This is a genomic window from Micromonospora sp. CNZ299, assembly GCF_002754415.1.
The window spans coordinates 4,000,367-4,013,718 of the sequence record NZ_PEFG01000001.1; the positions used below are offsets into that span (position 1 = coordinate 4,000,367).

The 13,352-nt window shown below is 68.9% G+C and carries 17 protein-coding genes; 11 read left to right on the plus strand and 6 right to left on the minus strand.

What is annotated here, in order from left to right; genetic code table 11:
- Positions 1 to 63: 63 nt before the first annotated feature.
- The 6 genes from CLT68_RS32860 (at position 64) to CLT68_RS18690 (ending at position 5,729) form a co-directional block, all read left to right on the plus strand.
- Entirely contained in the window at positions 64 to 228 is a 165-nt protein-coding gene (locus tag CLT68_RS32860) for a hypothetical protein (protein ID WP_158240897.1), read from the plus strand.
- Positions 225 to 863: a hypothetical protein gene (locus CLT68_RS18670; protein WP_099852427.1), complete on the plus strand. Its 639-nt coding sequence runs from the start codon at positions 225 to 227 to the stop codon at positions 861 to 863. Before CLT68_RS32860 ends, CLT68_RS18670 begins: the two co-directional genes overlap by 4 nt.
- A 1,171-nt stretch (positions 864 to 2,034) precedes the next feature.
- On the plus strand, positions 2,035 to 2,364 hold the full coding sequence (locus CLT68_RS18675) for a TraR/DksA family transcriptional regulator (protein WP_099852429.1): 330 nt from the start codon (positions 2,035 to 2,037) through the stop codon (positions 2,362 to 2,364).
- A 263-nt stretch (positions 2,365 to 2,627) separates the two neighbouring features.
- Positions 2,628 to 3,833, plus strand: coding sequence for an FAD-dependent oxidoreductase (locus tag CLT68_RS18680; protein ID WP_099852431.1), 1,206 nt, complete (start codon positions 2,628 to 2,630; stop codon positions 3,831 to 3,833).
- Positions 3,830 to 4,750: an RNA polymerase sigma-70 factor gene (locus CLT68_RS18685; protein ID WP_199177078.1), complete on the plus strand. Its 921-nt coding sequence runs from the start codon at positions 3,830 to 3,832 to the stop codon at positions 4,748 to 4,750. Before CLT68_RS18680 ends, CLT68_RS18685 begins: the two co-directional genes overlap by 4 nt.
- A 115-nt stretch (positions 4,751 to 4,865) precedes the next feature.
- On the plus strand, positions 4,866 to 5,729 hold the full coding sequence (locus CLT68_RS18690; protein ID WP_099852434.1) for an alpha/beta fold hydrolase: 864 nt from the start codon (positions 4,866 to 4,868) through the stop codon (positions 5,727 to 5,729).
- Positions 5,730 to 5,830: 101 nt separating this feature from the next.
- Here the strand turns inward: CLT68_RS18690 and CLT68_RS18695 are convergent, their stop codons facing one another.
- Complete coding sequence (locus tag CLT68_RS18695) at positions 5,831 to 6,634, minus strand: SGNH/GDSL hydrolase family protein (protein ID WP_099852435.1); 804 nt, start codon at positions 6,632 to 6,634, stop codon at positions 5,831 to 5,833.
- 141 nt (positions 6,635 to 6,775) lie between these two features.
- Between CLT68_RS18695 and CLT68_RS18700 the strand changes: the two genes are divergently transcribed.
- A complete protein-coding gene (locus CLT68_RS18700; RefSeq protein ID WP_099852437.1) occupies positions 6,776 to 7,528 on the plus strand; it encodes an MBL fold metallo-hydrolase in 753 nt (250 codons plus the stop codon).
- A 237-nt stretch (positions 7,529 to 7,765) separates the two neighbouring features.
- Entirely contained in the window at positions 7,766 to 8,371 is a 606-nt protein-coding gene (locus tag CLT68_RS18705; protein WP_486482228.1) for a uridine kinase family protein, read from the plus strand.
- 68 nt (positions 8,372 to 8,439) lie between these two features.
- Here CLT68_RS18705 and CLT68_RS18710 read toward each other — a convergent pair whose 3' ends face one another.
- Complete coding sequence (locus CLT68_RS18710; RefSeq protein WP_486482229.1) at positions 8,440 to 8,904, minus strand: GNAT family N-acetyltransferase; 465 nt, start codon at positions 8,902 to 8,904, stop codon at positions 8,440 to 8,442.
- 128 nt (positions 8,905 to 9,032) lie between these two features.
- On the opposite strand from CLT68_RS18710, the gene CLT68_RS18715 reads away from it, so the two are divergent.
- The gene (locus tag CLT68_RS18715; RefSeq protein ID WP_158240898.1) at positions 9,033 to 9,518 is read left to right on the plus strand and encodes a GNAT family N-acetyltransferase; all 486 of its coding nucleotides are present in this window, start codon (positions 9,033 to 9,035) and stop codon (positions 9,516 to 9,518) included.
- Between the two features lie 86 nt (positions 9,519 to 9,604).
- Entirely contained in the window at positions 9,605 to 9,916 is a 312-nt protein-coding gene (locus CLT68_RS18720; protein ID WP_099857331.1) for an NIPSNAP family protein, read from the plus strand.
- A 12-nt stretch (positions 9,917 to 9,928) separates the two neighbouring features.
- Here the strand turns inward: CLT68_RS18720 and CLT68_RS18725 are convergent, their stop codons facing one another.
- The 3 genes from CLT68_RS18725 to CLT68_RS18735 form a co-directional block, all read right to left on the minus strand.
- Positions 9,929 to 10,648 carry a DinB family protein gene (locus CLT68_RS18725; protein ID WP_199177080.1) on the minus strand — a complete coding sequence of 240 codons (720 nt, stop codon included), beginning with the start codon at positions 10,646 to 10,648 and terminating at the stop codon, positions 9,929 to 9,931.
- A 208-nt stretch (positions 10,649 to 10,856) separates the two neighbouring features.
- On the minus strand, positions 10,857 to 11,171 hold the full coding sequence (locus tag CLT68_RS18730) for a hypothetical protein (protein ID WP_099852443.1): 315 nt from the start codon (positions 11,169 to 11,171) through the stop codon (positions 10,857 to 10,859).
- A gap of 38 nt (positions 11,172 to 11,209) precedes the next feature.
- Positions 11,210 to 11,869, minus strand: coding sequence for a DJ-1/PfpI family protein (locus CLT68_RS18735; RefSeq protein WP_099852444.1), 660 nt, complete (start codon positions 11,867 to 11,869; stop codon positions 11,210 to 11,212).
- 122 nt (positions 11,870 to 11,991) lie between these two features.
- Here CLT68_RS18735 and CLT68_RS18740 point away from each other — a divergent pair, with 122 nt between their 5' ends.
- Positions 11,992 to 12,981, plus strand: coding sequence for a helix-turn-helix domain-containing protein (locus tag CLT68_RS18740; protein ID WP_099852446.1), 990 nt, complete (start codon positions 11,992 to 11,994; stop codon positions 12,979 to 12,981).
- On the opposite strand, the gene CLT68_RS18745 is transcribed toward CLT68_RS18740, so the two are convergent.
- Positions 12,893 to 13,345 carry a MerR family transcriptional regulator gene (locus tag CLT68_RS18745; RefSeq protein WP_099852448.1) on the minus strand — a complete coding sequence of 151 codons (453 nt, stop codon included), beginning with the start codon at positions 13,343 to 13,345 and terminating at the stop codon, positions 12,893 to 12,895. The two genes, CLT68_RS18740 and CLT68_RS18745, sit on opposite strands and share 89 nt — an antisense overlap.
- Positions 13,346 to 13,352 lie beyond the last annotated feature (7 nt).

Below are 13,352 nucleotides of genomic sequence, written 5' to 3' on the forward strand. Positions count from 1 at the left end.
CCGCGGTTGCCGGCAGACGACCCGATGCCAGGGCGCATTGCCGGACTGACCGATACTGTATCCATGGCTGACGATTCTGAGGAGCTCGCGCAGGTCAACGCCGTGCGGATCAACGAAGTCGGCGAGATGGAGTTCTTCGACGGCCAGCGTTGGGTGCCGTACACCGATCTGCCCGACGACGAGACCGGCCCGCTGGGCGTCGTCTTGCGCCGCGACAACGGCCAGTGATCGGGGAGCCGCCGACGGGCGGCGGAGGGCTGGACGCGCTGCCGTCCCCGTTGGACTCGGTCGCGGACAGCCGGGCGGCGGCGCGCTGGATCATCTCCTCGGCCGGCGCGGTGGGCGCGCTGCTGCTCGGCGCTGGCCCCCTGATCGCCGCCGGCAAGGTCACCGACTGGGCCCACGCGACGTGGGCGGGCGGCGGCCTGCTGGTGGCGTTGCTCGGTGTGGCCTGGGCGATCTGGCGAACCAGCGAGGTGCTCGTCCCGCCGATGACCACGCCGGCCTCACTCACCGGGCCGGAGCTGCGCGGGCTGCGCGAGCGGCTGCAGGCCGAGCCCTGGTACCACTTCGGGGGGTACGCCGACGACATCGACGGCCTGCTGCGGCACCGCCGGATCGCTGCCGCGATCACCGGCCGCCTGCCGACGGCACCGCCGGAGGAGCGGGCGGCACTGCGAGAAGGCCTCGCCGTAGCGCGTCGCAACATCATCCGGACCGATCCGTACCTGCGGTGGCTGCTCACCACCGCGCACGCCTGGCAGGTCCGGGAGACGTTGCGCCAGGCCCGCCGACAGACCTTCCTGGCCTCCGCGCTGGTGGTGGTCGGTGCGGTGGTGTTCATCGCCGCGACCGCCGGATAGCGCGCGATCCCCGTGATGTCCGAATGCATGCACTTGGTGTAGCCGTGAGACAGTGCTGGCGACGAGGCGGTCAGCCGCCGGGTTGGCGGGAGTGGTGAAGCTGGAGACCGTCGATCGGAGGGTCCCGGCGTTGCGCTACCGTCAGGGTGCCCACACCGGCGTCGAGTAGCCCGCGTCCGTCGGCTGTCGATGGTCCGCACTGCCCAAGAACCCAGGGAGATACCGATGCCGGAGCCTGAGCCCGTCGAAGACGCCCACGCGGCGGACGCCGACACCTCAACCACGGACGAGACCGACCAGCCTGCCGTTCCCTCGAATCGGGCTGCCCGTCGCGCGAAGGGCAAGGCCGTCTCGCCTCAACCGCACGGAAAGGGCCAGCACCTCGGCGGCCGGGGCTCGGTCCAGAGCCCGCGCCAGTACGGTAATCGCCGAAGCGGCTGATCTCCGTCCCACGGTTTCGCGCGTATCAGTCGGCGGGCTGTTTGAGGGCAACCTCGCGCGGCGGTGGTGGGCGCCTGCGATGGTAGCCGCCGCGCCGACGTACTGGTCCAGGTCTGACGCCGCTGTGGCATGAGCAGGCCGTCGAGGACTTCACCGACGCCCTGACCGGCTACGCCATCGTGGAAGCGGACTCGCACGACGAGGCAGTTCAGATCTTCTCCGGGCACCCGCACCTGCGGCTGTTCGCCGGAAACTCGATCGCCGTCCTGGAGTGCCCCTCTCCGCCCGGCTGATACCCCAGCTGACGGTTGTCTTTGAGCGGACTGCGCTGTTTTCCAGGCCGGTGGCTCGGTGCCGTCATCGTCCGGTCTGAGCTGTGAAGAGACGTTTCGGGTAGCAGGCCGCGGCCAACGCGGGGTCCCTCCGAAGGCGTTGGCTTTAGTGCAGTAGTCCCCTTATGGTGGAGGCATGCCGTCGGTGACTTTCTGCTCGTCTGTCGTCACTGCGCTGGCAGCGCTTAGCGCTGCTCGCGTAGCGACGCAGCGACGCCTGACGGTTGGGATGCGCGTGCCGGTTGTCCGCGCGCTGCACATCGCGCCCTCGCACAAGCTGTCGAGCCCGCCGCCAATCGGCCGAGACCCTCCCGCGGAATCGTTGCATCCCAAAACGACCGCAAGGGCGAAGCCATTCGAGCTTCGGCCCTTTTTCTTTTTCCCCGGAGAGGTAGACCATGAGCGTCGATCATCGTGCTGTTGATCAGAGCTGGCTGGCTGATCTGCGAGCGTCCCTGGCGGACGACTTCGCCGCACAAACGGCTCGGCTGCGGGAACTGACCGAGCTCAACGCGGACACCGGCGACCCCAGCGAGGCGCACAACCAGGCTGCGCTGCTGCTGGCCACCCGCCGCAACATCGAGCAGATCACCGGTGCGCTGAGCCGGATCAGCGAAGGCACCTACGGTGCCTGCCAGAAGTGCAGCCAGAACATCCCGGCCGAGCGGCTCGAGGTTCTCCCGCACGCGCGCTTCTGCGTGCCGTGCCAGGAGAAGCACAACAAGTGACGCCTCGTGTGGCTGCCGCGCCGCCGCACGGCAGCCACACACCGGCGATCGGAGCCTGACCTTCGCAGGGTACGGGCGGAGCCAGCGGGTCGGCCGCGAGCCCTGCGCTGACCCGGGCCCAGTGGCCCCGCAGCCGCGGCGGCAGGGTGTGGATCAACGCGGGCGCGAACGTCGACCATGTCGTGCGTCACGTCGATCTCATGTCACGGATACGTCGGCAGCTTGCGTCTGGTGGTCGTCAGCGCGAGGGAAGAGGCGGAACGATGAGCACACAGCACGAGGTCGGGACGGCGGCTGCGCACCGGGTGGTGATTCTGGGGGCGGGGTACGCGGGGATGGCCGCGGCGATCCAGCTCGCGGCTCGGATGGGGCGCCGCGAGGGTGTGCGGGTGACCCTGGTGAACGCGCAGGAGCGGTTCACCGAGCGCCTGCGGCTGCACATGACGGCGACCGGGCAGCGGCTCGCCGAGATGAGCATCCCGGAGTTGCTGGAGGGTACGGGCGCACAGTTCGTGCGCGGCTGGGTGACGGCGCTGGACGCGGATGCGAAGACCGTGCGGCTCGACGACGACCGGGTGCTGCACTACGACACGCTGGTGTACGGGTTGGGCAGTGTGGCCGACACGGCGGCGGTGCCGGGTGTCGAGGACTACGCGTACACGCTGAACAGCGTCCAGGACGCCGAGTTGCTGGCGGACCGGCTGGCGCGGCTCGGCAGCGGCACGGTGGTGGTCGGTGGTAGTGGGTTGACCGGCGTCGAGTCGGCTGCGGAGATCGCCGAGCGGCACCCGGAGCTGAACGTCGTGCTGCTGGGTCGGCAGGAACCCGGCGCGACCATGATCCCGAAGGTCAGGGCGCATCTGCGGTCCGCGCTTGGGCGTCTGGGCGTCCGGGTGCGCAGCGGGGTCGAGGTGGTGAAGGTGCTGCCCGGTTCGGTCGAGTTGGCCGGCGGGGAGACCATGGCCGCCGACGTCGTGGTCTGGACGAGTGGCACGCGCGTGTCGCCGCTGGCTGCGGCAGCCGGTCTGGCCGTCGAGGAACGCGGCCGCATCGTCACCGACCCCGCGCTGCGGTCGGTGTCGCACCCCGACGTGTACGCGGTGGGCGACGCCGCCGCGATCCGTCAGAGTTACGGCGTCATGCACGGCACCTGCCAGGGTGGCATGCCGACCGGGGTGCACGCGGCGGTGGCGATCGTCCGCGCGCTCAAGGGTAAGAAGGCGAAGCCTTTCCGCTTCGGCTACTACCACACGCCGGTGAGTCTGGGACGGCACGATGCGGTCGTCCAGTTCACCCACCCCGACGACAGTCCTCGACGGATGTATCTGACCGGCCGCAGAGCGGCCTGGTACAAGGAGACGGTGAGTGCTTCGCCCTGGCCGACGTACGGCCGCATGAAGAGGATGCCCGGCGCGGGCGCGTTCTGGCCCCGCGGTGGCCGCTTCACCCGGGTCCGGGACGCGCGGTGACCCATCCGTTCCGGGAGCTCGACCAGCGGGTCTACAACGAGCATCGCAACCTGCTGTTCTCGGTGGCCTACCGCATTCTCGGCACGGCGGCCGACGCCGAGGACGCGGTCCAGGACGCCTGGATCAAGTGGTCGGCCGCCGACCGCGCGCAGGTGGCCGACCCCAGGGCCTATCTGACGCGGATCGTGTCGAACCTGGCGATGGACCGGCTGCGCTCCACCCGGCACAAGCGCGAGACGTACGTCGGGCCGTGGCTCCCGGAGCCGATTCTCACCGCCGGGGACACCGCCGACGCCGTCACGACCGCCGAGTCCGTCTCGATGGCCATGCTGGTGGTGCTGGAAACACTGAGTCCGTTGGAGCGGGCGGTGTTCGTACTGAAGGAGGTCTTCGACCTCAGCCACGCCGAGATCGCGGAGGCGGTGGACCGTTCCGAGGCTGCGGTGCGCCAGGCCGCGCACCGCGCTCGCGAGCACGTTCGGGCCCGGCGGCCACGCTTCGTCGCGGACCGCTCGCGGCAGCACGAGGTCACCCGACGGTTCTTCGCCGCCGCGACCGGTGGCGACATCAACGCCCTCATGGAGCTGCTGTCGCCGGACGTCACACTGTGGACCGACGGTGGCGGCAAGGTCCGCCAGGCCATGCGTCCGGTGGTGGGGGCACAGACGGTGGCCGCCTGGTTCGCGGCCATCGGCACCGTCACCTACCAGGGCGTCGAGCCCGCCGACATGAGCGCCGATCTGGTCGAGATCAATGGCGGGTTGGGCATGGTGTTCCGCGGTCCGGGTCGTGTGGTCGCCACCGTCACCGTCGAGGTCGACGCCGGCGGCCGCATCATCGCCATCCACAACGTCGCCAACCCCGACAAGCTCCGGGCCATCACCAAAGGCGCCACGCGCGACGTCCGTACACGCTGAGCTTTTCCCAAGGTGACGCCGGTGACGGCCCTCGCGGCCGGCACCGGGTCGATGCCTGACCAGACGGTACGTGGGCGCAGGTTTGCGGGACGGGCGGCTCGGATACTCGTCGCCCATGTTTGACGGTTTCACCGACGAGAGAGTCGACGTCGGGGAGGTGGAACTCCGTGTCCGGCACGCCGGGCAGGGGCCCCCGGTGCTCCTCATCCACGGGCATCCGCGCACCGGGTCGACGTGGCACCAGGTGGCACCGCGGTTGGTGGACCGCGGCTTCACCGTCGTCTGCCCTGACATGCGCGGCTACGGGCGGTCCGGCAAGGCGAAGATCCTCCCGGACCACTCGCAGCAGTCCAAACGGGCGGTCGCGGGGGACATGGTCCGACTGATGGACATCCTGGGTCATCCGACGTTCGCCGCGGTCGGGCACGACCGTGGTTGCTACGTGGCGTTGCGTCTGGCACTGGACCACCCGGACGTGGTCAGCCGGCTCGTGGTTCTCGATGGCGTGCCCATCAGTGAGGCCCTCGCCAGGTGCGACGCGCGATTCGCCCACGACTGGTACCACTGGTTCTTCTTTGCGCAGCCCGACAAGCCGGAGCGGGCCATCGCCGTCGCCCCGGATGCCTGGTACGGCAACAAGGCCCAGCCCCAGAGCATGGGGGCCGAGAATTACGAGGAGTTCCGGGAGGCCATCCACGACCCGGCCACGGTCCGGGCGATGCTGGAGGACTACCGCGCCGGCCTGGGTGTCGACCGGGAGCACGAGGAAGCCGACCGGCGTGCCGGTCGCACAGTCCGCTGTCCGACGCTGTTTCTCTGGTCGACCCGTGACGACATGGAGGACCTGTACGGTGATCCGCTCGCTGTCTGGCGGCCCTGGGCCGACGATCTGCGCGGCCACCCGATCGAGTCCGGGCATCACGTCGCCGAGGAGAACCCCGACGACCTCACGGCGGCGCTGCACGGCTTCCTCGCGTGACCATCTCCTCGGCCCGTAGGCCGGAGTGCTGATCCTGTACGGGCCGACCCAGTTCGACGGGGCATGCGGGGCGATGGGTATCGCCCCGCATGCCCTCGACGTCAGCCGGCGACGGAGCGGAAGACCGGGTAGTAGCCGCTGGACTGGCCGGCCGCGGTCGGGTGGTAGGAGATGCCGAGGTTGACGAAGTTCAGGGCGTGCAACCACTTGTCGCCGTAGCTGCACAGTTGGTGCCCGACGAACTGCGACCGGACGTCGGCGAAGGTGAAGCCGGCGGCCTGGGCGGCGCTGCGGGTGAGGTCGTTCACCAGGTTGATACCTTCGTTGATCTTCGCTCGCGAGGTGGCGCTGAGCCCGACACACGTCGTGCCCAGTTGGTAGAAGACCGGGTAGCCGACGACCACCACCCGGGCCGACGGCGCGCGGGTGCGGATTCCGTTGTAGACGGTGCGCAGCAGGTTGGTGAGGTCGGCCCGCGCTTTGTCCTCGGCGGTCTGCACGGCGGCCACGCAGTCGTTGGTCCCGTAGAGCACGCAGGTGGTCATGATGTTGGCGAACCCGACATCGTTGCCGCCGACCGTGACGCTGACCAGGGTCGTGGTGGTGCTGAGCGCGCTGAGCTGCGTGTTGTTCACGCTGGCGGTGGTGGCACCGGAGCAGGCAACCGAACGGTACGACGCGGGTCGCACGTTGGTGGCGTACAACGCCGGGTAGGCGTTGGTGCTGCGCTGGCAGGAGCCACTCTCGGCGGTGTAGCTGCCGGCACCCACCCCCGAAGAGTAGGAGTCGCCGAGGGCGACGTAGTGGTCGCTGGGAGCGGCCTCGGCGGGCGCTGCCAGGGTGAGGCTGGCGGCCAGGGCCGTCGCCAGGCTCAGTGTGAGGGTTGCCAGACGGGATTTCCGCACGTCGCGCTCCAGTGGGGGTGGGAGATTCGGTGTGACATAGATATCACTGGATATCGACGTTGGGAAGATCCCTAAAGAGGGTCCTGGGGGTGCGACGCGGCCGGCAGGGGTTCGGGGGGCCGCGCTGGCAAACTGGCGGACATGGTGGACTGGCATACGCAGGCCGAGGTGGGCGACGACGTCATCCGGATCTCGGAGCCGCACGTCAACGAGCTGCTGTCCGCGAACTTCTGGTGGCTGCGCGGCACCGACCGTGACCTGGTCATCGACGCCGGGCTCGGTGTCGTCCCCCTGGGGGAGGCGATCCCGCGCCTGTTCCACCGCGATCCGATGGTCCTGCTCACCCACGCGCACCTGGATCATGTCGGTGGAGCAGCCGAGTTCGCTGACCGGGCCGCCCACCCCGCCGAGGCCGAGGTCCTCGCGGCGGGCGTACCGGCGAGCCTGTACGGCGCGGAGCTCTACGACAAACTCGGGATCGACCCAGCGGGAGAACCCGTCCCGGAGCTCATGCTCGACGCCCTGCCCAGTCCCGGCTACGACCCGGCCAGCTACCGCATCGCACCCATGACCCTGAACCGGATGGTCGACGACGGCGACCGGATCGACCTGGGCGGGCGGGTGTTAACCGTGCTGCACCTTCCCGGCCACACACCGGGCAGCATCGCCCTGCTGGAGGAGCGCACCGGGGCCCTGTATTCCGGAGACATCATCTACGACGGTGCCTTGATCGATGATCTGCCGAACTCGGACGTGGCTGCCTACCGGCGAAGCATGCAGATCCTCGCCGACCTCGACGTGTCCGTCGTCCATCCCGGCCACGGGCACAGCTTCGACAGGGCACGGCTTCGCCAGTTGGCCGACACGTACCTGCGCAGGAAAAGCTCGGGTTGAGTTGGGCCCGAGGGTGCGGCCCGCGTCGCTGTCAACGAATCGGCTGGCCCCGAGCATGAAAGGGGCGTGGTCGCGGGCGTGCACGTGCGTGCCCTCGACTCCAGGGGCGAGTTCTGGACCGGCAACGGAATCAACGCCTACCTCTTCACCGGGGGTCGCATCGTCCGCCGACGTTGGGGGTACAGGACGTCGATGCGCCTGCATCACGGTGAGACCGAAGCCCTCGGCTGGCGGCTGGTGACCGTGTTCGACGCCGTCCGGCAGCTGCGCGATGCATCACCAGACGTCACCGGACGTCCGCGGGTGATCGCGATCGATGGGCGGGGCGGTGCGGGCAAGACGACCCTGGCCGAGAAGCTGGCAGCTGTTGAAGCCAACTCCGCCATCGTGCACACCGACGACGTCGCCTGGAACCACGCCTGTTTCGACTGGGGCACCATACTCGTCGAGAACATTCTGCGACCCCTGCACCGAGGGGAGCCCGTGGACTTCCGCCCCGACGCCTGGGTCCGCCATGATCGCGCCGGATCGATCGCCATCCCCGCTGGCACTGACGTCGTCTGGGTCGAGGGCACCGGCATCATCCGGGAAGAACTTCTCCCGTGGTTGGACGCCTCCGTGTACCTGCAGGGAGATCTTGACGAGCAGGAGCGACTGCTGGTCGCTCGCGACGGCGACTCACTCGAACAGCAGGAGCATGTGACGAACTGGCTGCGCGAGGAACTGCCGTTCATGCTGCGAGAACGCCCGTGGTCCCGGGCCACCCTGATCGTGGCCGGCCCTTCGCGGATTGACCACGACCCGGACACCGAACTGGTCGTGGCCCCGCCAACCAGCCCATAGTGCCGCACCTGGTTCGCGCAGGCCGAGCTCGTGCCACACGATCGGGGGTTCGGAAGGACGGGTGTTCGTCAGTCGTCCGGGGTGGGCAGTCGGAGCCGCATAGCTGGGTAGGTCGCGCGGACGAAGCCAAGCGAGCGATAGAGCGGTTCGCCACTCGGGGACGCGCGCAGGTCCACAGTCCGGATTCCGCGGTCGCGGTACCAGTCGAGCAGTGCCGTCACACACAGTCGGGAGTAGCCGCGTCGCCGCTGGTCCGGATCAGTCACCACGTTGAAGATGTATCCGCTCTCGCTCGTTGGATCGTCTGGCCCGCCGAGCCGGCAGTCGACAGCACCAACCGCACACGCAGCCAACGCGCCGGGCCGGTCAGCACGGTCGACAACGAAGGCAACCATTGTCGGGTCCGGAGCGGCGAGCCGGATCTGAAGAACCTCGAACGCCACTCGCCGCCATTCGTCAGTGGCCGGCTCGGGAGAGGCGCCATCCTCCAGGAACACCCCACGTAGGCGAACCAGCTCCGCTGCATCTGCCACCGTCGCCCTGCGTACCTCACCCATGACCTGGGAGGTTAGTCACCACTCGTCCCAGCGATGTGCTGCACCTGCTGTCGAGACGGGGGACAGTAACCAACCTCGGCTTGACCGTCGGCCACACTTACGGCGTGACGACGACGATCGTGCCCATCGGCTGCACCCATCCGGCTTTCGATCAGGTAGCTGCTCTGTTTGACGACTATCGCGTGCACTACGGCCAACCGTCATCCCCTGAGATCACACGCACCTGGCTGCACGACCAGCTCGCGCAACACCGGCTCTCCGCCGCTGCCGCCATTCGAGCCGATGACGTCTGCGGCTTCATCACGGCCATGATCATGCCGGCGTCGCTCACGCTGGGCACCGCATGGTCGATCCGTGACCTCTACGTGGCCCCGCGTCATCGCCGTAGCGGCATCGCGAACGCCCTCCTGGAGCACACCGTCCACAACGCGCGTTCCGCTGGCGCGCGTCGTGTGTCACTCCAGACCGAGACCGACAACGCCCCGGCTCTGAGGCTGTATAACGAGGTCGGCTTCCAGCCCGTTACCGGCCTGGAACTGCTCAACCGCAGCTTCGATGCCACCGACCAGGATCCAGAAGACAGGAGCTAGCGGGCATTCTCGAACTCCCCAGCACCCTCCTGCCGCTGACCGCGGTCGTGCTGCGATGCGCGAGCACCGGCCCGTATGGTGGCGCGATGATCACTTGCGTCGTGCACTACACCATCGACCCCGCGCAGATCGAGGCCTTCGAGCGCTTCGCTCGTGAGTGGATGCGGCTGGTGGCCGCGCACGGTGGCGTGCACCACGGCTATTTCCTGCCCGCCGAGGGAGCCAGCGACAAGGCGGAGGCGCTGTTCAGTTTCGAGAGCCTGGCAGCCTACGAGCGTTACCGTGCGCGGTTCGGTAATGACCCGGAGTTCGTCGCGGCGGACAGCATCCGCGACGACTCGGGTTGGGTCGTGCGGTACGAGCGGACCTTCATGCGACCGCTCCTGCCGACCGACTGAGCCCGGCCGGTCCTACTGCTGCGCGTCGAGGTCGCGTGTCGCGTAGCGAAGGTGCTCCCACTCCTCGTCGAAGATCACGTGGAGGCAGTGCAGGACCGGCTGCTCGTGTGCGGGTGACCACGGGGCCGGCCGAGGCTCGGCGAGCAGCCCCGGTGTGACGGTCGCGAGGAAGCCGCGCACCATGGCCTGCCGCTCGGCACGCAGGTCGAGCACCTCGGCGAAGCTCGGACGCCGCGTGGCAAAGACCGACATGTCGAATCCATCCGTCTCGTACTCGGTGTATGGCTGCCCGAGCGGATGGAAGGGTTGCGGCAGCCGCAGGATCGCCTTGCCGAGCCATGCGTCCGTGGCGAACGCGAGGTGGCGCAGGGTCTGCGCGAACGACCACTCGCCACCGATCGAGGCGTCGGCGGTGCTCTGCGGCATGGACTCGACCCGGTCGATGGCGGCCGACCAGGCCCGTTCGAGTGCCGCCCACGCCAAGCGCAGGCCCTCGGGATCGCCGGCATTCTTCAGCTCGCGGCCGGGAAACCGCCGGTTGAGCTCGGCCTCGACGAGCGGCACCACGTCGACACCGTTGATCAGCAGCGTGCCGTCCGCCAGCCACGGCGCATCGATGTCGAGCCCGCTGACATCGACGCCGCGCATGACCGCACCGGCCAACGTCGACCTGTTGAACCGCGCGCCTCGTAGGTCCCTGTCGACGAACATGGTGGTGTCGCTCTGGGTCATGACAGCCTCCATCCGATGGCGTTCGCGGCGATGCTAGCGGGCCGGTCCGACAGAGCCCGCCACCCGATGTCCGCGACGCGGTCTCACGTGCGGCGCGGACGGGCGCAGACGCACCGGGGGCGCGGAGCGAGGGAACATGCTCGCGGCGATGACGGCCGGTGCCGATGGCGAGGATTGCCGTGACCACGTGGACCGCCACGGGAACCCCTCAGACGCTCCGCTCACCGGTCACGCGCGTCCGTGGCAGCCGCCCGGCGCGGGACTCGCCGGAGAGGGCGTCGCCGTGAACGATGACGTCGTACGCCAGGTTGAGGCGCAGTGGTCTGGTGATGCTCTGCCGCCAGGTGACGCGCTGCCCGGTCGGGTCCTCGTGGACCACGATGTCGGTGAGGGGCGTGGTCTCGCCCACGCCGGTCGCGCTGCCGTGGATCACGCCATCCTCTTCCTCGAAGTGGTAGGCGGCCTCGATGGTGCCGACGGGTGTCTTCATGCGGAGCAGCCAGGTGCCGACAATGATGTTCATCTGTTTGGTGACTTTCCTTGTTGGAGGGGCGGGGCAGGTCAGGCCGCGTGCTGACCTGTGGTCTTCCAGGTGGTGCCGCGACGCTCGTACTCGAACAGCTCCTCGACCGCGTGCGCGGCCTGCGAACCGAAGTCCCGTTCGAGCAGGTAGAGGGCTACGTCGAGACCCGACGTCACGCCGCCGCCGCTGACCAGGTGGCCGTCGTCGACAACGCGCGCGTGGACGGCGTTCACTCCGGTGGCGTCGAGCATGTCGATGCCGAGCACATGCGTGGTCGCGGTGCGACCTTCGAGGAGACCGGCCATCGCGAGGGCGAGTGATCCCCCGCAGAAGGCCGCGACGGTGATCTTCGGGTTGTCGAGCGCCCGGCGGATGAGGGGCATCGCGTCGCTCTGCGCGAACCGACCCAGGAGTACGGGGATCGTTTCGTCTCCGGCGTCCGGGTCCCCGTCGACGGGGCCGACCGCACCCGGGACGACCACGTAGCCGGGCACGTCCGGATCGAGCCTGGCGGTGGCCGTCAGGGTGATCTGGGAGTTGCCGGCTCGCACGACGCCGGGACCGCTCGCGCTGACGAACTCCACGGCGAGCGCGCCACCAAGGAACTGACTGCCGGCGGTGAGCACCTCGAACGGGGCGATGACATCAAGGGGATCGAAGCCGTCGAAGAGCACGATCTGGACGTGGACCTGTGTCATGGGGCATCTCTTCCGGTGGGCGTTTCCTCCTATGTTTGCGCCGCGCCGGACCGCGTTGCCATGGCTGTCACGACACATAACTCCTGGATCTGGCCAATCGCGAATTGCATTATCCTGCTGGGGTGTACACCGTTGTCGTGCTTGCGCTCCCCGATGTGATTGCCTTCGATCTGGCCACACCGATCGAAACCTTCGGACGCGTGCGCCTACCGGACGGCCGCCCGGGATACCGGGTCGTCGTCGCCGGTCACGAACCGTCCGTCCAGGCCGGCCCGGTGCGCCTGGCCTTCGACGACGGGCTGGACGCGATCGAGCGCGCCGACCTCGTCGTGGTGCCAGGGAGGAACGACCCGTTGCAACCGTCGCCGCCCGCTGTTCTCGCGGCACTGCGGGCCGGAGCCCACAGTGGGACGCGAATCGCGTCGATCTGCGTCGGCGCGTTCACGTTGGCCGAAGCGGGCCTGCTCGACGGCCGAGACGCGACGACCCACTGGCTCGCCGCTGACGAACTCGCACGAAGGCATCCCGCTGTCCGGCTGAACCCGGATGTGCTCTACACGGACAACGGAAGCATCCTGACGTCCGCTGGCGCCTCGTCCGGTCTCGACCTGTGCCTGCACATCGTCCAGCGCGACTACGGGGTGGCCGTCGCGGCGGACGCCGCCCGCCTCGCCGTCGCGCCGCTGCACCGCCCCGGAGGGCAGGCGCAGTACATCGTTCGGAACCGGGCAACGCACCGGACGTCGACGCTGCAACGAGCGCTCTTGTGGATCGAGGCGAACGCATACCGTGACCTGACCCTCGCGGACATCGCCGCCGCTGCCGGCATGAGCGTGCGCACGCTGACCCGCCGATTCAAGGACGAGACCGGGCAGAGCCCCATGCAGTGGGTGTCGGGGGTGCGCATCCGCCACGCGCAGGACCTGCTGGAGACCACCGACCACACCGTCGACCGGATCGCTGCCCAGACCGGCTTTCCGACGACCAGCAACTTCCGATTCCAGTTCGGACAACTCCTCGGCGTCACCCCCGGCGCGTACCGAAGGGTCTTCCGTCCGCAACCGTCACCGGGTGTTGCTGTTGCCAGGGATCTCCCGAGCCGCCGGCGGTGAGGTGCTGCTCGTAGCTGGCCACCTTGACGTCGACGAGCTCAAGGCAGTCGCGCAGCCGCGCCAGCTGCTCGGTGATGTGGCGCCGGTGTTCGCGGAGCAGATCGAGCCGTTCGGCCTCGTTGCCGCTGCCCTCGCGGACGAGCTGGGCCAGGCGGCTGATCGTCGTGAGCGGCATCCCGGAAGCGCGGAACTTCACGCAGTTCGCCAGCCACTCGACATCCCAGGCGCTGTAGACACGCCTGCCGGACCCGTCCCGCCGCACGTCACCGGCCAACAGACCCGCACGCTCGTAGAGCCGCAGAGTGTGCACGCTCAAGCCGGTGCGCTGCGCCACCTGCCCGATGCTCAGGTCCCCGTCCGCCATGGCGTCG

Bases quoted from the DNA above. Each gene is read 5' to 3' on its own strand.
- CLT68_RS18745 (WP_099852448.1), bottom strand. From the start codon at position 13,345: ATGGCGGACGGGGACCTGAGCATCGGGCAGGTGGCGCAGCGCACCGGC.
- CLT68_RS32860 (WP_158240897.1), top strand. From the start codon at position 64: ATGGCTGACGATTCTGAGGAGCTCGCGCAGGTCAACGCCGTGCGGATC.
- CLT68_RS18680 (WP_099852431.1), top strand. From the start codon at position 2,628: ATGAGCACACAGCACGAGGTCGGGACGGCGGCTGCGCACCGGGTGGTG.
- CLT68_RS18730 (WP_099852443.1), bottom strand. From the start codon at position 11,171: ATGAACATCATTGTCGGCACCTGGCTGCTCCGCATGAAGACACCCGTC.
- CLT68_RS18675 (WP_099852429.1), top strand. From the start codon at position 2,035: ATGAGCGTCGATCATCGTGCTGTTGATCAGAGCTGGCTGGCTGATCTG.
- CLT68_RS18720 (WP_099857331.1), top strand. From the start codon at position 9,605: ATGATCACTTGCGTCGTGCACTACACCATCGACCCCGCGCAGATCGAG.
- CLT68_RS18690 (WP_099852434.1), top strand. From the start codon at position 4,866: ATGTTTGACGGTTTCACCGACGAGAGAGTCGACGTCGGGGAGGTGGAA.
- CLT68_RS18725 (WP_199177080.1), bottom strand. From the start codon at position 10,648: ATGACCCAGAGCGACACCACCATGTTCGTCGACAGGGACCTACGAGGC.
- CLT68_RS18700 (WP_099852437.1), top strand. From the start codon at position 6,776: ATGGTGGACTGGCATACGCAGGCCGAGGTGGGCGACGACGTCATCCGG.
- CLT68_RS18735 (WP_099852444.1), bottom strand. From the start codon at position 11,869: ATGACACAGGTCCACGTCCAGATCGTGCTCTTCGACGGCTTCGATCCC.